Here is a 22,412-nt window from a genome sequence, read left to right on the forward strand (position 1 = left end):
TTGTTTTTTGAAAGCGACTAAGATAATTATTCTTAATTAAAATTAAAGACTAGAATTGTTAACTTTAATATTGCGTCTATCTCAACTGATTTATATCATATAATAAACCAACAGAATGCATTAATTTTAGTAATTATAATAATACATTTTGAATCAAAAAACCCATATAGAATTTTATCGTAGTCTTGGTCATCTATATTATGCGATTGCTGCAGCGGATAATCGTATAAGAGAGGAAGAATTGAGTGCGCTTACAACTACAATAGCAAAAGAGTGGATCTCATTAGACAAGGATGCTGAATATATTTTAGAAATGTTTAAGCAACTTCAGCAAAGTGAACAAAAAACACCTGATGCTTGTTTTCAAAGTTTTGTGAATTTTAAAAGAGCGCATTACGCGCTGTTTAATAACACCATTAATTCTAAAATTCTAAAAACAGCAACAGCTATAACTACAAGTTTTTCTGGACAAAATAAATCAGAATTAATTCTACTTGCAAAACTTGATTTGGAATTAAAAAAGGAAGAAAGTAAAGGTTAAAGAAGTAATATAATCTAACCAATAGGCTTTCAAAAACTTAAACTGATGTACAATGAAACTTTATAGTGTTCTATTTCTCTTTTTAATTGTGCAATCTTGTGGTAATAACAACGAAAAAGTTTTACCAAAAGAACGTACTTTAACTGAAGCCGTGTATGCATCAGCAGTTATTCAACCTGATAGTTTATATCAAGTTTATGCTATTGTTTCAGGCATATTAGATGCTAATTTGGTTGAGGAAGGTGACATGGTTGTAAAAAATGAACAACTACTACAAATTATCAATAGCACAACAAAAATTAACAGTGAAAATGCAAAACTCGCTTTAAGTTTAGCTAAAGAGAATTATACTGGTAAAGCTGCAATTTTAAGTAGTATAGAAGATGAGATTACCGCAGCAAAACTAAACTTCAGAAATGACTCTATAAATTATTACAGACAAAAAAACTTATGGGATCAACATATTGGATCTAAAGTACAATACGATACCAAAAAGTTAAACTATGAATTGGCATCTAATCAATTAAAGTTATTACAAAATAAATATCACAGAACAGAAAACGAACTACATACAGCCTTAAAACAAGCGCAAAACAACTACCAATCGTCGTCTATTACAACCCAAGATTTTACAGTAGAAAGTAAGATTAATGGAAAAGTTTATGCGTTATACAAAGAACCTGGAGAAATTGTAACCACCATGGAGCCCTTAGCAAGTGTAGGCAGTGCTCATAGGTTTATTATAGAATTGTTGGTTGATGAAGTAGATATCGTTAAAATCTCATTACACCAAGATGTGATTCTTAATTTAGATGCTTACAAAGACATGGTTTTTAAAGGCACAATTTCAAAGATATATCCTAAAAAAGATGAACGCAATCAAACCTTTAAAGTCGAAGCTGAATTTATAGTACAACCAAAAGTATTATACCCAGGACTTTCTGGAGAAGCCAATATAATTATTGCTCAAAAAGAAAAGGTGTTAACACTACCCAAAGCTTATATCACAGATGGTAACAAAGTTAAAACAGACGACGGTATTATAACCATAGTAACAGGTTTAGAAAATATGGATTACATCGAAATTTTATCAGGAATTAGTAAAAACACTTATGTCTACAAACAAAACTAATGGTGAATTGGAATATTATATTAAGTATTGCAAAAACGCATTTACTCACTAAAATAAAGCAAACCTCTATTGCTGCACTTGGTGTCACATTTGGTATTGGCTCTTATATTACTTTGGTTTGTTTTATGACAGGTTTAAATACCATGTTAGATGATTTAATTTTAAACCAAACACCACATATTCATATTTACAACGAAATAGAACCTTCGGAAAAACAACCCATTTCATTTTATGATAATGTAAAGGAAAGTTTTACAGTCGTACACTCTATTAAACCTAAGTTAAGTCAGAAAAAAATACATAATGGCTTACCTATCATAAATTTTTTAGAAAAGAACGAAAATGTAAGAGGCGCGCTTCCACAAGTAAAAACTCAAATTTTCTATAGGGCTGGTTCTATAGAGTTAGCAGGTAATTTAACAGGCATTAATCCCTTAAATGAAGTTGAACTTTTTAATTTGGGAGATTATATTGTAGAAGGTTCTGCGGAAGCGTTACAAAACACGGATAATAGTATTCTTTTGGGTATAGGAATTGCAAAAAAAATGGCTTTAAAAGTTGGCGATCGCATACAAGTCAGCCCAATTAATGGAGGTCTTTTTCCTTTAAAAATTGTTGGTTTTTATCAGAGTGGTGTTGCCGATTTAGATGCTGTTCAAAGTTTTAGTAATATAAAAACCGTACAGCGTATTTTGGGTGAAGCCAATAATTATATCACAGACATTAACGTTAAACTTTACGATATAGAAAAAGCCTTTCCGCTCGCTCAAAATATTCAGCAACAATTCAATTTAAAAGCTGTAGATATTAAAACAGCAAATGCACAATTTGAAACCGGAACCGACATTAGAAATCTAATTACCTATGCGGTATCTATAACACTTTTAATTGTTGCGGGTTTTGGTATTTATAATATTTTAAACATGCTTATTTATGAGAAAATGAATGATATCGCTATCCTTAAAGCTATAGGTTTTTCTGGTAAAGATGTACAACTGATATTTATGAGTCAAGCTATGATTATTGGTTTTGTTGGTGGTATCCTAGGCTTATTAATTGGATATGGATTAACCAGTTTAATAGCAACAGTTCCATTTGAAACCGAAGCGATACCAACAGTGGAAACATATCCTATAAATATCCAACCATCATTCTTTATAATTGGGTTTTCATTTGCTATGCTTTCAACCTTTCTAGCAGGTTATTTACCTTCTAGAAAAGCTAAAAAAATAGATCCTGTAACCATTATAAGAGGCTTGTAATATGAAAACTGTACTCGAAGCAAAACACATCAATAAATACTTTAAAAATCCAATATTGTTTCATGTTTTAAAAGACATCAACTTTAAGGTTAAAAAAGGGGAATTTGCATCCATTATGGGGAAATCGGGTTGTGGAAAATCGACATTGCTTTATATTCTTTCTACCATGGATACCGATTACGAAGGCGAATTATATTTAGATAACAACCTTATAACCGGAAGCGACAATAAGCATTTGTCTTACATGCGAAATAAACACATTGGCTTTGTATTTCAGTTTCATTATTTACTGTCCGAATTCACAATTTTAGAAAACGTGATGCTTCCCGCTAAAAAATTAGGTGAAAAATCGCTTCAAGAAATTGAATACGATGCCATGGAAAAATTAAAAATGTTGAATATTGATCATTTGGCAAAAAAACGAGCGTCTCGTGTTTCGGGAGGTGAAAAACAACGGGTGGCTATCGCACGAGCTTTAATAAATAATCCCTCAATTATAATGGGCGATGAACCTACAGGAAACCTGGACAGCCATAATGCTGAAAATGTATTTAATATTTTTAAACAGTTAAGCGACGAAGAAGATTTATCACTACTCATAGTGACACATGATGAAGATTTTGCGAATAAAACCGATCGGATTATTCAAATGGAAGATGGAAAAATAATACGATAGAACATCCTAACACACTGATATTTATCATATTTGATGACTCATTTTATGGTTATCTTTAGTTCATACTCTTAAATGATAGCGTCATGAAAACATTACAAAACATCGAAAATCAAATTATTAGACTTACCACGAGTATTGAAGTCAATTATCCAGAATTATACAAAACTTTAGATGAGAGTCCTATTACGATCCCCTCATCATCACATCCAGATATGACCATAAGTATTATGGAAGATTATTTAGAAACACTGAAGCAGATGTTAAAGCAATATACCAAAACTCATCTTAAACAATAGTTTTAACCAAAGTGATTTATACAAATTATAAACCAATTTTAATGATAGACATAAATGCATTAAACGAATGGATTGATGCGAATCCTTTTCTCATTAGTAGTCTTAAATTTATATTCATACTTGTTATAGTTTTGGTTACTATTCAGTTGGTAAGACGCTATTTGAAACGAAAAATATCAGATACTGTAATACGGTATAAAGCACAAAAAGGCATAGAGATTGTCGGTTATGTGCTTTTAGTTTTTTTAGCCATAGTCTATTTTTCGGGATCTATTAAAGACTTCACTATTATCATTGGTTTATTTACCGCAGGACTAGCGTTTACCTTACAAGAACTGATTCTTAGTATTGCTGGTTCAATTTATATTTTTTTAGTAAAAGTATATAAACCTGGAGATCGTATTGAGATTAACGGTATCAAAGGAGATGTGATTGATGTTGATAGTATTTATACCACCATGATGGAAATTGGCCAATGGGTAAGTAGTGATAATTACAGTGGACGTATTGTAAAACTGAGCAATGCCTTTGTCTTTAAAGGCCCTATTTATAATTACTCTCAAGATTTCCCATTTATTTGGGACGAATTTAATTTACCTATTCGTTATGGTTCGGATATTGATTTAGCAAAATCGATAATCATTAAAATAGCTTCTGAAACCCTTTCTGAATACACGGCCAACTCAAAAGCACAATGGAATGAAGTGGTTAACAAATTCTATATTGAAGATGCACAAGTAGATCCCACTTTAGCCATATCATTAACTGATAATTGGATTCAATTCAACTTGAGATATATCGTAGATTATAAAAAACGAAGAAATATAAAGCATATATTGAATGATAAAATCCGCTTAGAAATAGAAAAAACAAACGGAAAAATTGTTTTAGCATCGACCACAATTGAATTAATTAAAATTCCTGATATAAACATAAAGCGCGATGCAGATGTGACATCATAGTACCACCATTTTAAGATGAAACTTTAATCTAATAGGCCATCATTTTATTTATAAAAGCACTGATTTTTTATTATAACTTCATGATTAGCAGCGGTAAAATTGGTTTTAGGTTTATTCATATTGAATTCAAATCATATATTTGTTAATGGAACAAAAACATCTAGAAACTCACCAACACTATAATTTTTTGGGTAAAAAAACAGAGCTCTATTTTGCTGTGTTCTGTGGTCTTTTTCTAATGTTAGGGTTTTTAGCAGCACATTTCACCGACGCATCATCTATCTGGTCGCTATTGGGTTATGTAATATCTTATTTTTTTGGAGGCTTTTTTATTTCAATTGAAGCATCCAAAAAATTACCTAATGGAGAATTTGATATTGATTTTTTAATGATTGCTGCTGCAGTAGGTGCTGCCTACATCGGAAGTTGGGCAGAAGGTGCGCTACTGCTGTTTCTCTTTAGCTTAGGTCATGCTTTAGAACATTACGCTTTAAATAAAGCTAAAAAATCAATTGAAGCTTTAGGTAATCTGACACCAAAAACAGCGCTCATTAAACGCAATGGAAAATTACAAGAGGTACTTATTGAATCCTTGAAAATAAACGATATCATCGTTGTAAAGCCAAACTCAAAGATTGCTGCAGATGGTGTGATTATAAGCGGTAGTAGTAGCATTAACCAAGCACCAATTACAGGTGAAAGCATCCCAATTGATAAATCATGTATAGCTAATACGGATTATTTGCCAGAGTTTAAACACATAGACAAGAGTCATATTGTGTTTGCAGGTACTATAAATGGAGATAGTAGCCTTGATGTTTTGGTACTAAAACTCAGTGAAGATTCTACAGTTTCACGCTTAGTTAAAATGGTTAGTGAGGTAGAAACTCAAAAATCACCAACGCAACGACTAACTAAAAAATTTGAAAAATGGTATGTGCCAATAGTTATAATTCTAGTGGTTTTATTGTGTTTTGCATTCCTAATTATTGATGAAAGTTTTGATACTAGCTTATACAGAGCCATAACCGTTTTAGTTGCTGCTAGTCCGTGCGCATTAGCTATTTCAACACCTAGTGCTGTATTGAGCGGCATTGCTAGAGCGGCTCAAAAAGGGGTGCTTATTAAAGGAGGGCGAGCTTTAGAAGATTTGGGCGAAATCACTACCATAGCCTTCGATAAAACAGGGACATTAACAGAAGGCAAACCAAAACTCACCAATATAATTCCATTTAACGGTTTTGATTTCGAACCATTAGCACAACTCGTTTTAGAAGTTGAAAGTCTGAGCAATCATCCTCTTGCTAAAGCCATTTCAAATGACATAAAACTAAAGTACCATTTAGAATCTCAGAATACAGCATCCAATGTTAATGCTATTCAAGGTAAAGGCATTCAGGCAACTTATAATCATACAATTGTCTTAATTGGTAATGTAAAACTAATGGAAGACGCAGGTATAAAAGTAGATAAACCTATTATTTCAAAAATGGAGGAACTTCTAAGCCATGGTCAAACCGTAATGTTAGTTGCTTTAAAAGACAAAATTGTTGGTGTCATTAGTGTTATGGATCTACCGCGAAAAACAGCGGCCTCTACACTAAAGCGTTTACTTAAAATGGGCATAAAACACATGGTAATGCTCACTGGAGATCATCAAAATGTTGGTGATGCTATTGCCAAACAAATTGGGCTGACTCAAGCTAAAGGTAATTTACTACCAGAAGATAAAGTTGCGGCTATAAAAGAATTAATTATCAGAGATAAAAAAATAGCCATGGTTGGTGATGGAGTTAATGACGCACCTGCCATGGCATTAAGTACAGTGAGTGTTGCCATGGGAGCGGCAGGAAGCGATGTTGCTCTTGAAACCGCAGACGTCGCACTGATGTCTGATAAAATAGAAAACTTACCATTCGTTATTGGACTAAGCCGCGCATCTAAACGTATTATTACACAAAACATTTTTATTAGTTTAGGAGTTGTTGCCGTCTTAATGCCTGTAACCATTTTAGGGCTCACAAATATTGGAATAGCAGTGGCCTTTCATGAAGGTTCTACTATTGTAGTTGTTTTAAATGCCTTACGATTATTGCGTTATAAAATAGATTAAAGTTGCATGCCATCGTTATAAAATGATATTTCTCATTTTATAAGCCTTGGCATTGTATTAGTTTTACGTAAAGAGAGATAAGGATGCTAACTTTTAAAAATTTTAATATTGCAGATTGGTTTTCGTTTTATAGAATTTTGGCGTCCCCTTTTTTGTTAATGCTAATTTGGTTTGATCAACGTATGGTATTTACATGGTTCTTGCTAATCAGTTATGCTACAGATGCCATAGACGGTTATTTAGCACGGAAACTAAAAATTACGAGTCCTAGAGGTTCGCAACTCGACTCATTTGGCGACCAAATGACGTTTATTATTGGTTTAGTAGGATTGTATTGCTTTGAGAGTGCATTTATTAAATCGAATATTGTTTTAATAAGTATAGCATTCGTGCCTTATATAATTCAAATGCTGATTGCTTATTTTAAATATGGAAAAGCAACCGCCTTTCATACGTATTTGGCAAAGCTTTCTGCTATAATTCAAAGCATCTTTATATTATATTCTTTATTTTTCTCTCCTAATGATGTGCTATTTTACATGATGATTGTAGTAGGTTTATTAGAAACATGCGAAGAAATTACACTCATTTTTATGTATGATAAATGGACATCTGATGTAAAGGGAATTTATTGGGCCATAAGAGATAATAGGCGAATGAAAAAAAAATCTAGCGATTTATAGTATAAATAAACTGACTTAAATCATAGGTCACAAAGCTCATTTTAAATAACTTAGTTGAACATACTTATAATTTTTTTATTAATAAGGATGAATTTACTTGAAACATGAATACCTAGTAAACTTAAAAATTAAATCAAATGAAATATTCTTACATTCTAATCCTCATCCTATTATTTTCAAATTGCAAAAATGATCAACGTGATGCGAATTATACTAATCCAGAGGTGATTGAAGATGCCCAACCAACTATTGAGGACACTATACAATTCAAAGATGCCGATATCAAACCATTAGACAAATCCTTAAAAATTGAATTAAAGCAAAAGCAACTGGTTGAGAAGAAAGATGAAAGTGAAGAACTTGAAATATTAATCATCAATAAAAATTATCTGGTAGAAAAAGAAGATTATACAATAAACTTTAAATATCCAGTGCTCAATGAGTCTTTTAATTTAACAAACAAAAACTTCAACGATTTTATTAACGACTATTATGTTAACATCACAAAAACTGAACAAGAAATTCTAGCTAATAAACTATTGTGCGATAGTATTGAAGCCAAGACATTCAGAGAAGAACGCTTTATAGATTATAAAATTTATAATGTTAATGACCGACTTATAAGTGTATTGTTTTACAAAGAAAATTTTTATTCAGGAGCCATGCATCCAAGTTATTCTTTTGATGGGTTTAATTATGATTTGCTCAACGGAGTATTTATGAGCTATAATAACTTTTTCAACCAAGATTCAGAGGAGGAATTAGTAGAAATTCTAAACGAAAACATAAATAAACAAATAGGAAAAGGTGAACTATACTATGAGTGCTGGGAGATATCTTTAGATGATTTCATGGCGCGTAAAAACAACTTTGTACTCAACGACAATTATGTTGAATTTTACTTTGATGATTGTGTAATCTGCCCATCATATACAGGCACCTACTCTATTGAACTTCCATTAGTAGATCTACTTTCAGTATTAAAAAAATATGATACAAACCCAATAGATTTTTAAAGGTATATAACTGATTGTTATGTAAAATTGCCTTAGGCACGTTCAATAAGAATCAAGATCAAAAGTTGTGTTTAAGCAAAGATAGTAGAATCAATAAAAAAAGCCTTGCAAAAAAATTGCAAGGCTTTTGCGGAGAATGAGGGATTCGAACCCCCGGAGGTGTGACCCTCAACAGTTTTCAAGACTGCCGCATTCGACCACTCTGCCAATTCTCCTTTAGCGGGTGCAAATATAAAACCCTTTTTGTTCTAGACAAACATTTCTTAGTAGTTTTTTTTATAAATATTTTAATTCATTGATTTGCAAGCTATAATTTGCCACTTTTTATTGAGGCATTGTATTTTCGGCACAATAGATGATAATCTTTTATTGAAATTTTTAAAGTAATTCGAATACTTTCTGATTAAATCATCAAATTTGTAAAAAATAATAGAGCTATGAAAAAATCACTTATAATCTTAGGACTCATTGCAGCAATAGTTGCCGTTAGCTTATCAGCATCACATATGTCAAATTTAGCCTTGATTCCTATAATCATAGCATTTATAAGCGGCTTGGCATTAGTTATTCTTTCAAAAAAAGAACAAGCCAAAATAAAACCTATTCAGTATATATTCCTATTAGTTATCGTTTCTTTAGGATTAACGATATATAAAGGTGTTTTTAAAACCATAGAAAAAGAAACCATTGAACAAGTGGATCAATTAGAAGAAAATACACAAGACCTGCCAGAAGAGTTATAAATTGACAACAATTTTTAAAAATTCTAACAGATTGTAAGAAAAGTTTAATTCTATTTGTTTTATTTTTGCGTAAATCAATTAGTTACATGAAATTATTTTTTGCTTCTGTATTGCTTTTTGTTGGATCTTGTGCCACAATAAGACATAGTGAGAAAATTAACAACCTTAAAAATAGTATAGCTTTTAAGGATAAAACTATTGTCAACACGTATTTAAACACCATTAATTCTGAAGATTTAAAAGCACATATTGTTGAAGTCGCTTCAGACAAATATAATGGTAGAATGACTGGTGAAGAAGGTCATAATTTAGTTTGTGATTATATAAGAGAACAGTATAAAAGCTATAACATAAGTGCACCAGAATCGCATGCAAACTATTACCAAGTAGTCCCTAAAGAGAATCTACCCAATAACCTCAATGAATCACAAAATATTATAGCGTTTATTGAAGGTTCTGAGTTTCCAGATGAATATGTTTACATCACGGCACATTCAGACCACGAAGGTGTTAAAAATGGTCAAATTTATAATGGAGCAGACGACAATGGCTCTGGCACTGCAGCTGTTTTAGAAATAGCAGAAGCGTTTATACAAGCGACTAAAGCTGGTAATGGTCCAAAACGAAGCGTAGTCTTTTTACATGTTACCGCTGAAGAAGTCGGCTTATATGGTTCTAGATACTATACGGACAACCCAATATTTCCAATGGAAAACACAGTAGCAACACTAAATATAGATATGATTGGGCGTGTTGATGACAGACATAAAGACAATGAAAATTATATCTATGTTATTGGCTCAGACAAAATGAGTTCCGAACTTTATTACATTGCAGAACAAGCCAATACTACCTTTACAAATCTTAATCTCGATTATAAATATAATGAAGATAGAGAGCCGAATCGCTATTATTATCGCTCAGATCATTATAATTTTGCATTAAAAGGTGTTCCTGTCATTTTCTTTTTTAATGGTGAACACGAAGACTACACAAAACCAACAGATACTGAAGATAAAATTAACTATCCCTTATTAAAAAAACGTACCAAATTAATATTTGCAACAGCTTGGTACCTGGCAAACTCTGAAACACGACTTAAGAAAGAAATTCTTTGATGTTAAAATCTGTTAAAAGACACTAGAACTCGCTTATAGCCTATTCTAATTTCGTAAATTTAGAGCTAAATATATTTGAAGGTGTGTTTTAAAATAGGTCCTCCTTCTATTCACTTTAATTATCCAATTTCTTTCTTTACATGAAAAAATTATTACTCTTAGGTGTTGCTTTTGCAATAGTAACTGGTTGTGGCACATCTTCAAAAAGCGGTGTAAACACCTCACAAATACCCCAACCTAAAAACATTGACCCAACAGAATATGCAGCAACAATTACATCTGCAGAATTAAAAACCATGCTTTATAAGTATGCTTCTGATGAATTTGAAGGTAGAGATACCGGGGAAAAAGGGCAAAAAATGGCCGTAGAATACTTGAAGCAAAAGTATGTTGATATGGAAATCCCTTCACCATTAGGTGGCGACGACTATTTTCAAGAAGTTCCTTTAGAAAAACAAAGGGTTGCTGAGGCTAAATTTTCAGTGAACGGAAAATCATTTAAAAGTTTTGAAGATCATATTGTTTTAACAGCGACTAATAATGTAAATACATCAATAGACCATATCGTTTATGTTGGTTATGGTATTGATGATGAGAACTATTCAGATTATCAAAATATTGATGTCACTGGAAAATTTGTACTTGCAAAATCTGGTGAACCTAAAGATACCGATGGTAATTTTATAACTTCTGGGACATCAGAAGCTACAAAATGGACTAATGGGCGTCGATCAATATCTAGTAAAAGAGACGCTGCTGTAGCTAATGGAGCACAAGGCATCATATTTATGAATGACAATTTATTTTCTAGATATTCGGCGTTTTATCAACGTCAGGCAGCATCTGGAACAGCAGGTCGCTTATCACTAAAAAGCAATGACAACGGAATAATAATGCTAATGATCAATGAAGCTTTAGGTAAAGCCTTACACGCTTCTATTTCTGAAGATTCAACACCAAAAGAAATCGAAACTAATATCAATTTAGAAATTGAAAACAAATCTGAATCTATTACTTCAGAAAATGTTGTAGCCTATATTAAAGGCTCTGAAAAACCAGATGAAATTGTAGTACTATCTGCACATCTAGATCATGAAGGTGTAAAGAATGGTGAAATTTACAATGGAGCTGATGATGATGGTTCTGGTACAGTTGCAATATTAGAGATTGCTCAGGCATTTAAAGCGGCGGAAAAAACTGGTCACGGCCCAAAGCGTTCTATTTTATTTTTACACGTTACTGCAGAAGAAAAAGGTCTTTTAGGATCTAGACATTATACTGATAATGATCCTATTTTTCCATTAGAAAATACCGTCGCCAACTTAAATATTGATATGATTGGACGTGTAGATCCAGAACGTACTATTGGAACAAGAAATTATATCTATCTTATTGGTAGTGATAAACTAAGTACCGACTTGCATAACATTTCTGAAGAAGCCAATAAAAATTACACAAACATAGAGTTAGATTATAAGTTTAATGCAGATAATGATCCAAATCGTTTTTATTACAGATCGGATCATTACAATTTTGCAAAAAATAATATTCCAGTTATATTTTATTTTAATGGTACCCATGACGATTACCACAAGCCTACCGATACACCAGATAAAATTGAATACGACTTATTAGAAAACAGAGCTCGCTTAGTTTTCTATACAGCTTGGGAAGTTGCCAATAGAGATCAACGCCTTGTTGTAGATAAAGCTACTGAATAATTAAAAGTTATAAATCATAAAAAAGGTCTTTCGTTAGCTTGAAAGGCCTTTTTTAGTTTTATGGGCTTAAACAAAAAAAAGCCTCCCTTTTCAGAGAAGCTTTGTCTTTTGGATGGAAGACCGGGTTTACTTCGACTGTACTCAGCATAAACTTCTCACCCTAATTCTTCTTACAAAATAGTATATACAAAAAAAGCTCCTCTTTTCAGAGAAGCTTTGTCTTTTGGGTGGAAGACCGGGTTCGAACCGGCGACTTTCGGTACCACAAACCGACGCTCTAACCAGCTGAGCTACAACCACCATTTTAAATTGGATTGCAAAGATAATTTATTTGTTATTTCTTGCAAACAGTTTTTGTATTTATTTTAAATCAAATAATGAATCTACAGCCACAAAACGCTCAACTGTATAACCCTCAGCATGTTCTACTCCAATTAGTCGTCCTAAATTTCGTGCTCTATATTCTACACTATCTGTAAAATTCTTGCTAGAAATCGGAGTTTCAGGCTCTTGACTATTCGGATCAAAAAACTGTGTTTTATACGCTAAAACAGATTCGACCTTTTTTTCCATAAAACCAGTGACGTCAACCACAACATCTGGCTGAATATCTTTCCACTGAATATAGTGATAAACTACTTTTGGCCGCCAAGGTTCTTGTGGTTGTTCTTCATCGCTATAAAATGTCTCAATCTTTTTTAAACCACTTAAAAAACAAGCGTCACTTACTAATTGACTTCCTTTTGGGTGATCAATATGTCTATCATCAATAGCATTACAAATGATTATTTCTGGTTGGTAATAACGAATCATCTTTATAATATCGAGTTGATGTGTTTTATCGTTCACAAAAAAGCCATCAGCAAATCGCATATTAATTCTAGAATGCACACCTAATATTTTAGCAGCATTAAAAGCCTCCTCATCACGTGTGTCTGCGGTTCCTCTTGTTCCTAATTCTCCCCTAGTTAAATCTATAATTCCTACTTTCTTCCCTTTAGAAACTTCTTTTGCTAAGGTTGCTCCACAACTCAATTCCACATCATCAGGATGCGCACCAATTGCTAATATGTCTAATTTCATACGTCTTTTGTTTTTTCTAAGTATCAAAAATATTAAAAAGAAGACAGAAAATCAGTTTCTTTTTAATGCGCAAACGGTTTCGATTGAAAAAAACATCAATTTTCTCAAAAATCAGTAGTCAAAATTGAAATATTAGCAATACTTACAAAGTATGACTTTCGTCATAAATAAAGCCTGTAATTGATTCTACCTTTACATTGTTATTAAAAGATAATGTCCTTATGACCTTAATGTTAGCCATTTTAATTATCACTATTTCCTTATTCATTTGGGGAAAATTCACACCAGATATTATTGCACTTATTTCCATGTTAAGCTTGTTTGTTTTTGGAATTTTAGACTTAACAGAAACCTTAAGTGGATTTAGCAATCCAACGGTAATTATGATTGCTGCCTTATTTATTATCGGAGAAGGATTATCTCAAACTGGGTGGACAGCTTTAGCTGGTGAAAAATTCATAAAATTAGCAGGTAAAAGTAAAGTAAAACTCTTGTTAATAACCACTTTTGGATCTGGTTTACTTTCTGGGGTAGTTAGCAATACTGGTACTGTAGCTACATTAATGCCAGTAACAATAGCTTCAGCATGGAGCATTGGAACTTTACCCTCTAAGTTATTGATGCCTGTAGCTTTTGGTTCTAATACAGGTGGTTTACTAACCTTAACGGGGACACCTCCAAATATTATTGTAAACAACACCATGTTAGAAAGTGGTTTAGAAGGATTTTCTTTCTTCGAGTTTGGATTAATAGGTCTACCGCTATTATTGTTAACACTACTCTATTTTAAATATATAGGTTACAGACTTTTACCGAATAATAAAACCAATAACAAACCTGTTGATATCAGCTCAACACTTCACCAATGGATTGAAGCCTACAAAGTAGATGGTGACTATTACAGACTGAGAGTTAGATCTGTATCTCCTTTATTAAACACAAAATTAGGAGACTGGAATTTTGAAAAAAATCACGCCGTAACCATTCTACGCATTAAGCGAAGACATCCTAGTATTTTAAAAGGTAATGAGCCTTTTATAGAGCTGCCAACAGACGATACAGAATTCTTATACCACGATATTATTACTGTTAAAGGAGATACCGAAGCAATAAACACTTTAATGATTAGATTCAGATTAGGTTTATTACCCCTAAACTCTATTAAAGATGAAATGCGTCATAACTTAATTAACCAAGAGGTTGGAATGTCTGAAGTTTTAGTAACTCCAAAATCTGCACTGATTGGTAAAAATGTAAAATCAGGTCATTTCTTTGAACGATATAACGTGCAACTTATGGCTGCTTCACGAAACGGAAAACCTATACTAGAGCGAGAGACTACTGTAAAAGCAGGTGATGCGTTTTTAATTAGAGGACAATGGAGTGCTATTGAAGAATTAAAAACCCAATATGAAAATTTGGTGATTTGTGGTAGCCCAGAAGGTATGGCGAAAACAGTGACTAACCTTACATTCAAATCATATATCGCATTAGCAGCACTATTACTAATGATTGTTTTGTTGGTTTTTAAAATTGTACCTGGCGCTGTTGCAGCTTTACTTTCTGCAGGTATTATAATGATAACAGGCTGTGTTCCTATGGTAAAAGCCTATAAAGGAATCAGTTGGATAAGTGTCATAATGATTGCAGCTATGATACCAATGGGAGTCGCGTTACAAAAAACAGGAACTGCAGCATGGATTGCCAATGGCTTAGTTGCATCTTTAGGAAGCTTACACCCTGTTGTGTTGCTAGGAGGTGTGTTTTTACTGACAACTACTTTTAGTCAGGTGATTAATAACTCAGCAACCGCAGTATTAATGGCACCAATTGTAATTATTGCTGCAAATACACTTAGTATATCTGCTGCACCGTTTATGATTGTTGTGGCTATTAGTGCTTCAACCGCATTTTTAACACCAGTAGGTACAACTACAAATGCAATGGTAATGACCGCTGGTAATTATAAGTTTATGGATTATTTAAAAGTAGGCGCACCACTGCTTCTACTCTTCTTAATAACATCATTAATACTTGTCCCAATAATTTGGCCTTTTTAAAACAAATGTGTAACGAAAATAATTATATCATGGAAACTCTATTAAACAATACAACTATGAAAACAAGAGACCTCAACAAGTATGGATTAAAAGATACCAATGCGCATTGGAATCTTTCACCAGAAAAATTACAAGCCATTACGATTGAAAAAGGTATGGGAAAAGAAACAGCTAACGGAACTTTAGCTATAAATACTGGTAAATTTACTGGGCGTTCCCCTCAAGATAGATTTATCGTTAAAGATGAATACACAGAAAATAAAGTTTGGTGGGGAAAAACAAACAAAGCAATTTCTCAAGATAATTTTGATAAACTACAATCTGAGATTACTAATTACCTAAGCGGAAAAGAAATCTATGTTAGAGATGCTTACGTATGTGCAGACCCAGAATATAAAACAAATGTAAGAACCGTAACAGAATATCCTTGGTCTAACATGTTTACTTATAATATGTTTTTAAGATTAGAGGAATCTGAATTAGAAAATTTTGAAGAAGACTGGTTAGTACTATGTGCTCCTGGTTATGAAGCGCCAAACCCAAAAGATTTTGGTTTACGTCAAGGAAACTTCTCTATCTTAAACTTTAGTAAGAAGATCGCTTTAGTTGGTGGTTCTGCTTATACAGGTGAAATTAAAAAAGGGATTTTCTCTTCACTAAACTTTATTCTTCCTGTTGAAAAAGATGTGTTACCAATGCACTGTTCTGCTAATGTTGGCGAAGAAGGTGATACTGCTATTTTCTTCGGATTATCTGGGACAGGAAAAACAACCTTATCCGCAGATCCTAATCGTAAATTAATAGGTGATGATGAACACGGTTGGACCTCAGAAAACAATATCTTTAATTTTGAAGGTGGTTGCTACGCAAAAGTTATAGACCTATCTGAAGAAAAAGAACCAGACATTTTTAGAGCTGTTAAACCTGGTGCCATCTTAGAAAATGTCGTTTTTAAAGACAACGGTGAAGTTGATTATATGGATAGTAGTATTACACAAAACACGCGTGTAAGTTACCCTATTTATCATATTGATAATATTCAAAAACCATCGTTTGCAGGTAACCCAACAAATATATTCTTCTTAACTGCTGATGCATTTGGTGTTTTACCTCCTGTGTCTAAATTAACACCAGGACAAGCTGCATACCACTTTATTTCTGGTTATACAGCTAAAGTCGCAGGTACTGAAGCTGGAATTACAGAACCTGTTCCTTCGTTCTCTGCATGTTTTGGCGAACCATTTATGCCGTTACACCCAACAGTATATGCTGAGATGTTAAGTAAAAAAATGCAAGATGCTGGTGTCAACGTTTGGTTAATAAACACAGGCTGGAGCGCAGGACCTTACGGAGTTGGTTCTCGTATAAAATTAAAATATACAAGAGCTATGATTACAGCTATTCTTGAAGAAAAATTAGATAATGTTGAATTTGAGCAACATCCAATTTTTGGATTATTTATGCCAAAAACATGTCCTAATGTCCCTGATGACATTTTAGACCCAATGAACACTTGGGAAAATAAAGGACAATATGTAAGCAAGTCAATTCAACTAGCACACTCTTTCCATTTGAATTTTGAAAAATTTGCTAGTGAAGCGTCTCAACAAATCATAGCAGGTGGGCCGTTAATTGATGAACACCATCAATTAAACGACCATATTTAATAGTTTCCATGACTAAAAAGAGCCTAGAAATAGGCTCTTTTGTTTTATTCATTCTATTATGAAAAATGTACTATACACAGTATTTATTTTTATGCTTTTTCAAAGTGTATTATTAGCGCAGAAAAATTCTGAAGACTACTTTGGAGCCTGGTATACACTTGGCATAAATCATAGATTTACAGAACAATTTAGTTTAACTCCTTATGCTGAATTAAGACTGTACAAACCTACATCTAATTACAATTTAACCTTTGCGAGTTTAAATGGAAACTATCACTTTAAAAAAAATCAAACAATTACCGTTGCTTATGCGTATTTAGACATTGATAGTGTTTTTGATACTGACAACGTACCCAATACTATTGAGCATCGAATTTTAGAACAGTATGCCATAAAACACAACTTTAAGGCTTTAAACATTCAGCATCGATTTAGGTTTGAACAACGCTTTTTAGAAAAGACCGCTGGAAATGAACTTCAAAATCGGTTCCGTTATAGATTGAGTTTACAATATCCTATTAACAAGACTGTATATTTAGCCTTAAAAGATGAGGGGTTTATCAACTTTCAAGATCAGGTATTTCATGAAAATCGATTTTTTGTTGGATTTGGGGTTCACATCTTAAAAAACACCCAACTACATATCGATTACTTAAAACATCATATACGAAACAATAGCCTTAACAGAATTCAAATTGGGTTAAGTATAAAAACAGACTCAAGAAAACCTAAAACATCTACAGCGCAGCAATAGCTTGATCAATATCGCGTTTTAAATCCTTGGTATTTTCTATGCCTACCGAAAAACGAATCAATTGATCACTTATACCAATTTTATCGCGCTCTTCTTGTGTTAATAAAGAATGTGATGTTAAATGAGGTGAGGACAGCGTACTCTCTACTCCTGCTAAACTCATCGATGATTTAATTAATTTTAATTGTTTCTGAAACTGTTCAGAGTCTAAATCGTCCGTTAATTCAAAAGATAACATAGCGCCAAAACCTTTCATTTGAGATTTCGCTAATTTATGTTCAGGATGTGATTTTAATCCAGGATAATATACTTTTGAAATCTTAGGATGCTTGTCTAACCATTTCGCAAGTTTCATGGCATTTTTAGTTTGAGCTTTTACACGTAAACCTAAAGTTTTCATGCTGCGTTCTAGCATCCAAACCGTCATATCACTTAAACTGCCACCTAGATTTTTACCTACATTCCAAATACGTTCAATATGTGCTTCTGAACTTGCTACAGCTCCTGCACATATATCGCTATGTCCACCAAAATACTTCGTAGCAGAATGCATTACCATATCAATTCCTAAATCTATCGGGTTCTGGTTAACAGAGGATGCAAAGGTATTATCTATAGAGGTCAATATATCTTTAGACTTACCTAGTTTGGCAACTGCTTTTATATCTGTAATTGTTAATTTTGGATTTGAAGGGGTTTCAATATGAATCAACTTGGTGTTATCTTGAATTACAGCTTCAAAATCTTCAACCGTATACCCATTGGTAAAGGTGTATTCTATACCATATTTTGGAAATTCTTCTTTTATAAAGTTTACCGTTCCACCATATATCGTATTCTGAACCACCAAATGATCGCCTTGTTTTAAAAACGCCAAAAACATGGTACTAATAGCTGCCATTCCTGAACCAAAAATTAAGGCGGCTTCTGTATGTTCTAGTGCGGCCACTTTCTTAGCTAAATATTCTTGATTTGGTGTGTTAAAATATCGTGGATAACGCTTTACTTCAACATCTAAAAACTCATAAGACGAACTTAAGAACATTGGTGATACTGCACCTTTAAATTGTTCGTCTTTTACTTCTCCGATATGCGCACAAATAGTGTTTAGGCCTAATTTTTTCTTAGTCATGATATAAATTTAAAACGTAAATTTAATAAAAATGTACCCAATTAAACCAAGCTCCATAAACAAAAACTGGTTGATAAATATTCAAATCTATCAACCAGTTTTTAAACGTTTTTAAACGAAATGTTTCAAAGTGTTACCTCTATTTTTTATAATATTTTCGATTCTTTAAATAAGAGAAAACACCTAATACTGCAATGATACCCACGGTTATTGCAATAAACTGAAAACTCAATATTTGATCACCACTAGCATAAGAGTGTAATCCTGCGAGATAGAAGTTCACCCCAAAATACGTCATCAAAATACTTCCAAAAGCTATAATTGACATTAGATTATAAATCCAACGACCTCTTAAACCTGGTACCAAACGCATGTGAATTACAAAAGCATAAATCATGATACTAATAAGTGCCCACGTTTCTTTTGGATCCCAACCCCAATATCGTCCCCAACTTTCGTTGGCCCACATTCCACCAAGGAAGTTTCCTATGGTAAGCATTACTAAACCAACCGTTAATGCCATTTCGTTAATAATGGTTAGCTCTTTAATGTGAACAAGCATGCGTTCTTTGTTTTCCTTGTTTGTAAAAATCATTAGCAATAATGAAACCACTCCTAAGATCATACCTAAAGTAAATGGACCGTAACTAGCAACAATTACCGATACGTGAATCATTAACCAATAGCCTTGTAAAACAGGTTCTAGATTACCAATAGCAGGATCCATCCAGTTCCAATGTGCAATCATTAAAATCATAGATGTTACAAACGCACCAGCAGCCACTGTTAAGCTCGATGTACTAAACCTACCTGCTAAAGATTTTGTTTTTACAGAATCTGCAGCTTTTTTAGTTTGCACTTTGTTTTTAGTAACACCAACAATAAAACCAAATAACATCGTAGACCAAGCAACATAAATCATAGATTCATAAGCGTCACTCCAAGGTGCATGACCAGATAAATACCATCTCCAGATTAAACCTAAAGTATGTAGTATAAATAATAAGGCTAAAACACCTAACAAAATGTTTATCGCGTATTTAATCCAAGTACTTCTATATTTAAAAATCTGTATGATAATAAATATAAACAGTACTGTACCTGCATATAAGTACCAGCTGTATAAACGCTTAAAAATATCGTAATCGTTGTAAAGTATTTCGGCATTAATTTTTTCGTCAGTTAACATGACGTCGCTTCCAAAACGCTCTTGTGTTTTTTTAATACCATTTAATAATTCTTCTGCTTTAGTATAGTTCCCTGTTTGTTTGGCGTTGTTTAATGTCACTAAATACGCGCTAAACCCATTATTAATAAAGTTACCGTAAAGGGTATCTTCAATTGTTTCTCTATAGCCTTGTTCTCTAAACTCTACTGAAGAAATCCATTTATTATTTTCATCGTTGGGAACAGGAAATATTTTAATCGATCGACCTTCTATCGCATTATACAACAAGTTGACCCTAGAATCTGCTTCTTTTACTTCTTTTTGAAAGCCATTAGGCACTTGCGTTTTATAGGCTTCTTCTAAATATGGGGCTAATTTATATCTCCCTTCAGGCGTAAAATAATCTACAAGACGCGAATATTTCTCATCATAATCTATACCTATAATATCTCGAATAGAATCTGCTTTCCTTGGTTTTAAATAAATAATTGGCACGTTATACCAAAGCATCGGACTTTCTTGAATAGATAAAAATACCTGATCGGCATTAAAGTCTTCATACACATCACTTTTGCTTAATTTACGTAGCATTTCAGAAGAAAACGTATGCATTGGCATCATACGACCACTGTAATCTTGAATCACCATTTTTGAAAATTTAGCAGCGTGCTCCTTAGGTGTAATATGAACATTTAGAATTGAATCTACTTGTGCTTTTCCTGTTTTTCGTTGGTGATTGTGACCATCATCGTCTGAATGTACTTGTGCAAAACCTGACAAACTAAAGAGTAGCAAAATCATAGTCATCATTTTTGCTTTCTTCTCTTTTAACTTAGACAATCGTTTTCGGATGTCATCGAAACGTGTATTCTTCACAAATAGAATTGCCATCATTGCTAAATACAATAATATATAGCCTGCATAAGTAATATAAGTTCCCCAGAGATCATGGTTTACAGACAATACGGTGCCTTTTTCATCGGGATGAAAACTTGCCTGAAAGAATCGATACCCTTTATGATCTAACACATGATTCATATAAACACGATAATCAAAATCTCCATCTTCTTTATCGAAAACCGTTATTTTACTCTCAAAAGAAGAATACGCATTTTCTGTACCTGGATATTTATCTGCAATAAAATCATTCAGTTTAATTTCAAAAGGTAGTTTTAATACTTTAGGCCCATATTGCAATGCTATTTCTAAACCACCAACTTTGAATTCTTTCATGGCTGTATAATTGCCTGGGCCACCTATAATACCAACTTTTTGCGTGTCGCCATTTGCACTGACGCTTAAAATAAGGCCATCGGCATCATTCTTTAGCAACTCTGATTTCTTTACCACTCCAAAATCACCTTGTACAATAGGTTTTGGCATAACCAATTGCATATTACCAATAACATACCTAGATCTTAAAATTAAGGGTTGTAAACTATCTTTCACCAACTTACCTGTAGCACGCGTTGCCATAGTCATATAATCTCCTTCGTATGGAGATTGAATAAATAAACCTTCATCGGTTTCGGTAATATTGATAGCACCTTCTTGATACTTATTTAAAGACACTAAAACATTGTGTAGATTGGCTACTTTTCCATCTTCTAAAAAGTGGTTGTGTGGGCCACTCTCTCCAGCTTCAACAACTTTTAAGTAGCGCTTTCCTGTATCGCTTGGAATAACATCTTCTTCAGCTCCTTCTATAAATTCTTCGAGCTTAATTGTAACTTCAGTGTCACCATAATCAAACGTTTTCTCGAATTCATTATCTAATCGAGGTGAAAAATCGACCTCTTCCTCAATTCTACGTTGTTGTAACTGACCATTAACGGTGTAATTACCAATGATACGCCCGCCAATGTAGGTTTTTTGCGAAAAGAATTCGCTTTCAGTTGCCCCTTCGCGTATTGGCATCATTCCCTCAAAACCAACATAACGTGTTATAAATGCTCCAAAAAGAATGAGAATAAAAGACAAATGTAAGATTAATGTGGCCCATTTCTCCTTTCTAAAAAGTCTGAATCTATAAATATTACCAATAAAATTGATAACAAAAAACACCATTATGGCTTCAAACCACCACGCATTATAGATTAAGGTTCTGGTATATGGAGTTGGTGAGGTTTCCATATTTCTATCTAAAATAGTACCTACTGCCATGGCAACGGCAAAGGCAATAAATAAGAATGCGGTAAGTTTTGTAGAGAATAGGAAGTTAGCGATTTTCTTTTGCATAGCTATTGGCTTTTTAAGCTGTGCAAAGATATGGTTTTTTAATTATT

18 protein-coding genes and 2 tRNA genes are annotated in these 22,412 nt (G+C 33.1%); 15 read left to right on the forward strand and 5 right to left on the reverse strand.

Features of this window, described 5'->3' with window-relative positions; translation table 11 throughout:
- Positions 1-148: 148 nt before the first annotated feature.
- The 9 genes from ITJ86_RS13315 (at position 149) to ITJ86_RS13355 (ending at position 8,681) form a co-directional block, all read left to right on the forward strand.
- Entirely contained in the window at positions 149-541 is a 393-nt protein-coding gene (locus ITJ86_RS13315) for a hypothetical protein (RefSeq protein ID WP_195872145.1), read from the forward strand.
- Between the two features lie 52 nt (positions 542-593).
- A complete protein-coding gene (locus ITJ86_RS13320; RefSeq protein ID WP_195872146.1) occupies positions 594-1,673 on the forward strand; it encodes an efflux RND transporter periplasmic adaptor subunit in 1,080 nt (359 codons plus the stop codon).
- Positions 1,673-2,935 carry an ABC transporter permease gene (locus ITJ86_RS13325; RefSeq protein ID WP_195872147.1) on the forward strand — a complete coding sequence of 421 codons (1,263 nt, stop codon included), beginning with the start codon at positions 1,673-1,675 and terminating at the stop codon, positions 2,933-2,935. The genes ITJ86_RS13320 and ITJ86_RS13325 overlap by 1 nt, the downstream gene beginning before the upstream one ends.
- A gap of 1 nt (position 2,936) precedes the next feature.
- Complete coding sequence (locus ITJ86_RS13330; protein ID WP_195872148.1) at positions 2,937-3,611, forward strand: ABC transporter ATP-binding protein; 675 nt, start codon at positions 2,937-2,939, stop codon at positions 3,609-3,611.
- An 83-nt stretch (positions 3,612-3,694) separates the two neighbouring features.
- Positions 3,695-3,907 (forward strand): hypothetical protein, encoded by a 213-nt coding sequence (locus tag ITJ86_RS13335; RefSeq protein ID WP_195872149.1) that lies wholly within the window; start codon positions 3,695-3,697, stop codon positions 3,905-3,907.
- Positions 3,908-3,948: 41 nt separating this feature from the next.
- Positions 3,949-4,869 (forward strand): mechanosensitive ion channel family protein, encoded by a 921-nt coding sequence (locus ITJ86_RS13340; protein ID WP_195872150.1) that lies wholly within the window; start codon positions 3,949-3,951, stop codon positions 4,867-4,869.
- Positions 4,870-5,014: 145 nt separating this feature from the next.
- On the forward strand, positions 5,015-6,982 hold the full coding sequence (locus ITJ86_RS13345; protein WP_195872151.1) for a heavy metal translocating P-type ATPase: 1,968 nt from the start codon (positions 5,015-5,017) through the stop codon (positions 6,980-6,982).
- An 83-nt stretch (positions 6,983-7,065) separates the two neighbouring features.
- Positions 7,066-7,665, forward strand: coding sequence for a CDP-alcohol phosphatidyltransferase family protein (locus tag ITJ86_RS13350; RefSeq protein WP_195872152.1), 600 nt, complete (start codon positions 7,066-7,068; stop codon positions 7,663-7,665).
- 137 nt (positions 7,666-7,802) lie between these two features.
- Positions 7,803-8,681, forward strand: a complete 879-nt coding sequence (locus tag ITJ86_RS13355; protein WP_195872153.1) for an RsiV family protein — start codon at positions 7,803-7,805, stop codon at positions 8,679-8,681.
- 130 nt (positions 8,682-8,811) lie between these two features.
- Here ITJ86_RS13355 and ITJ86_RS13360 read toward each other — a convergent pair.
- Positions 8,812-8,896: transfer RNA gene (locus ITJ86_RS13360), tRNA-Ser, on the reverse strand.
- 222 nt (positions 8,897-9,118) lie between these two features.
- Here ITJ86_RS13360 and ITJ86_RS13365 point away from each other — a divergent pair.
- The 3 genes from ITJ86_RS13365 (at position 9,119) to ITJ86_RS13375 (ending at position 12,263) form a co-directional block, all read left to right on the forward strand.
- Entirely contained in the window at positions 9,119-9,424 is a 306-nt protein-coding gene (locus tag ITJ86_RS13365; RefSeq protein WP_195872154.1) for a hypothetical protein, read from the forward strand.
- Positions 9,425-9,510: 86 nt separating this feature from the next.
- Positions 9,511-10,542, forward strand: a complete 1,032-nt coding sequence (locus tag ITJ86_RS13370; protein WP_195872155.1) for a M28 family metallopeptidase — start codon at positions 9,511-9,513, stop codon at positions 10,540-10,542.
- Between the two features lie 140 nt (positions 10,543-10,682).
- Complete coding sequence (locus tag ITJ86_RS13375) at positions 10,683-12,263, forward strand: M28 family metallopeptidase (protein ID WP_195872156.1); 1,581 nt, start codon at positions 10,683-10,685, stop codon at positions 12,261-12,263.
- 225 nt (positions 12,264-12,488) lie between these two features.
- On the opposite strand, the gene ITJ86_RS13380 is transcribed toward ITJ86_RS13375, so the two are convergent.
- Together ITJ86_RS13380 and bshB1 are read right to left on the reverse strand one after the other, a co-directional pair.
- Positions 12,489-12,564, reverse strand: a tRNA-His gene (locus tag ITJ86_RS13380).
- A gap of 59 nt (positions 12,565-12,623) precedes the next feature.
- Complete coding sequence (bshB1, locus tag ITJ86_RS13385; protein WP_195872157.1) at positions 12,624-13,346, reverse strand: bacillithiol biosynthesis deacetylase BshB1; 723 nt, start codon at positions 13,344-13,346, stop codon at positions 12,624-12,626.
- 221 nt (positions 13,347-13,567) lie between these two features.
- Here bshB1 and ITJ86_RS13390 point away from each other — a divergent pair, with 221 nt between their 5' ends.
- Genes ITJ86_RS13390 through ITJ86_RS13400 form a run of 3 tightly spaced genes read left to right on the forward strand, consistent with a single transcriptional unit; the run spans position 13,568 to position 17,827 of the window.
- The gene (locus ITJ86_RS13390) at positions 13,568-15,406 is read left to right on the forward strand and encodes an SLC13 family permease (protein WP_195872158.1); all 1,839 of its coding nucleotides are present in this window, start codon (positions 13,568-13,570) and stop codon (positions 15,404-15,406) included.
- A gap of 56 nt (positions 15,407-15,462) precedes the next feature.
- Positions 15,463-17,073 carry a phosphoenolpyruvate carboxykinase (ATP) gene (gene pckA, locus ITJ86_RS13395; protein ID WP_230080308.1) on the forward strand — a complete coding sequence of 537 codons (1,611 nt, stop codon included), beginning with the start codon at positions 15,463-15,465 and terminating at the stop codon, positions 17,071-17,073.
- 58 nt (positions 17,074-17,131) lie between these two features.
- A complete protein-coding gene (locus tag ITJ86_RS13400; protein WP_195872160.1) occupies positions 17,132-17,827 on the forward strand; it encodes a DUF2490 domain-containing protein in 696 nt (231 codons plus the stop codon).
- On the opposite strand, the gene ITJ86_RS13405 is transcribed toward ITJ86_RS13400, so the two are convergent.
- Together ITJ86_RS13405 and ccsA are read right to left on the reverse strand one after the other, a co-directional pair.
- Positions 17,811-18,959: a trans-sulfuration enzyme family protein gene (locus tag ITJ86_RS13405; protein ID WP_195872161.1), complete on the reverse strand. Its 1,149-nt coding sequence runs from the start codon at positions 18,957-18,959 to the stop codon at positions 17,811-17,813. The two genes, ITJ86_RS13400 and ITJ86_RS13405, sit on opposite strands and share 17 nt — an antisense overlap.
- A gap of 139 nt (positions 18,960-19,098) precedes the next feature.
- Positions 19,099-22,365, reverse strand: a complete 3,267-nt coding sequence (gene ccsA, locus ITJ86_RS13410) for a cytochrome c biogenesis protein CcsA (protein ID WP_195872162.1) — start codon at positions 22,363-22,365, stop codon at positions 19,099-19,101.
- Positions 22,366-22,412 lie beyond the last annotated feature (47 nt).

Origin of the sequence: Winogradskyella marina, from assembly GCF_015645385.1 — a bacterium.
GTDB lineage: Bacteria > Bacteroidota > Bacteroidia > Flavobacteriales > Flavobacteriaceae > Winogradskyella > Winogradskyella marina.

What these genes read in the sequence shown, in the direction of transcription:
- ITJ86_RS13320 (WP_195872146.1), top strand. Translation starts at nt 594, where the DNA reads ATGAAACTTTATAGTGTTCTATTTCTCTTTTTAATTGTGCAATCTTGT.
- ITJ86_RS13325 (WP_195872147.1), top strand. Translation starts at nt 1,673, where the DNA reads ATGGTGAATTGGAATATTATATTAAGTATTGCAAAAACGCATTTACTC.
- ITJ86_RS13330 (WP_195872148.1), top strand. Translation starts at nt 2,937, where the DNA reads ATGAAAACTGTACTCGAAGCAAAACACATCAATAAATACTTTAAAAAT.
- ITJ86_RS13335 (WP_195872149.1), top strand. Translation starts at nt 3,695, where the DNA reads ATGAAAACATTACAAAACATCGAAAATCAAATTATTAGACTTACCACG.
- ITJ86_RS13340 (WP_195872150.1), top strand. Translation starts at nt 3,949, where the DNA reads ATGATAGACATAAATGCATTAAACGAATGGATTGATGCGAATCCTTTT.
- ITJ86_RS13345 (WP_195872151.1), top strand. Translation starts at nt 5,015, where the DNA reads ATGGAACAAAAACATCTAGAAACTCACCAACACTATAATTTTTTGGGT.
- ITJ86_RS13350 (WP_195872152.1), top strand. Translation starts at nt 7,066, where the DNA reads ATGCTAACTTTTAAAAATTTTAATATTGCAGATTGGTTTTCGTTTTAT.
- ITJ86_RS13355 (WP_195872153.1), top strand. Translation starts at nt 7,803, where the DNA reads ATGAAATATTCTTACATTCTAATCCTCATCCTATTATTTTCAAATTGC.
- ITJ86_RS13365 (WP_195872154.1), top strand. Translation starts at nt 9,119, where the DNA reads ATGAAAAAATCACTTATAATCTTAGGACTCATTGCAGCAATAGTTGCC.
- ITJ86_RS13370 (WP_195872155.1), top strand. Translation starts at nt 9,511, where the DNA reads ATGAAATTATTTTTTGCTTCTGTATTGCTTTTTGTTGGATCTTGTGCC.
- ITJ86_RS13375 (WP_195872156.1), top strand. Translation starts at nt 10,683, where the DNA reads ATGAAAAAATTATTACTCTTAGGTGTTGCTTTTGCAATAGTAACTGGT.
- bshB1 (WP_195872157.1), bottom strand. Translation starts at nt 13,346, where the DNA reads ATGAAATTAGACATATTAGCAATTGGTGCGCATCCTGATGATGTGGAA.
- ITJ86_RS13390 (WP_195872158.1), top strand. Translation starts at nt 13,568, where the DNA reads ATGACCTTAATGTTAGCCATTTTAATTATCACTATTTCCTTATTCATT.
- pckA (WP_230080308.1), top strand. Translation starts at nt 15,463, where the DNA reads ATGAAAACAAGAGACCTCAACAAGTATGGATTAAAAGATACCAATGCG.
- ITJ86_RS13400 (WP_195872160.1), top strand. Translation starts at nt 17,132, where the DNA reads ATGAAAAATGTACTATACACAGTATTTATTTTTATGCTTTTTCAAAGT.
- ITJ86_RS13405 (WP_195872161.1), bottom strand. Translation starts at nt 18,959, where the DNA reads ATGACTAAGAAAAAATTAGGCCTAAACACTATTTGTGCGCATATCGGA.
- ccsA (WP_195872162.1), bottom strand. Translation starts at nt 22,365, where the DNA reads ATGCAAAAGAAAATCGCTAACTTCCTATTCTCTACAAAACTTACCGCA.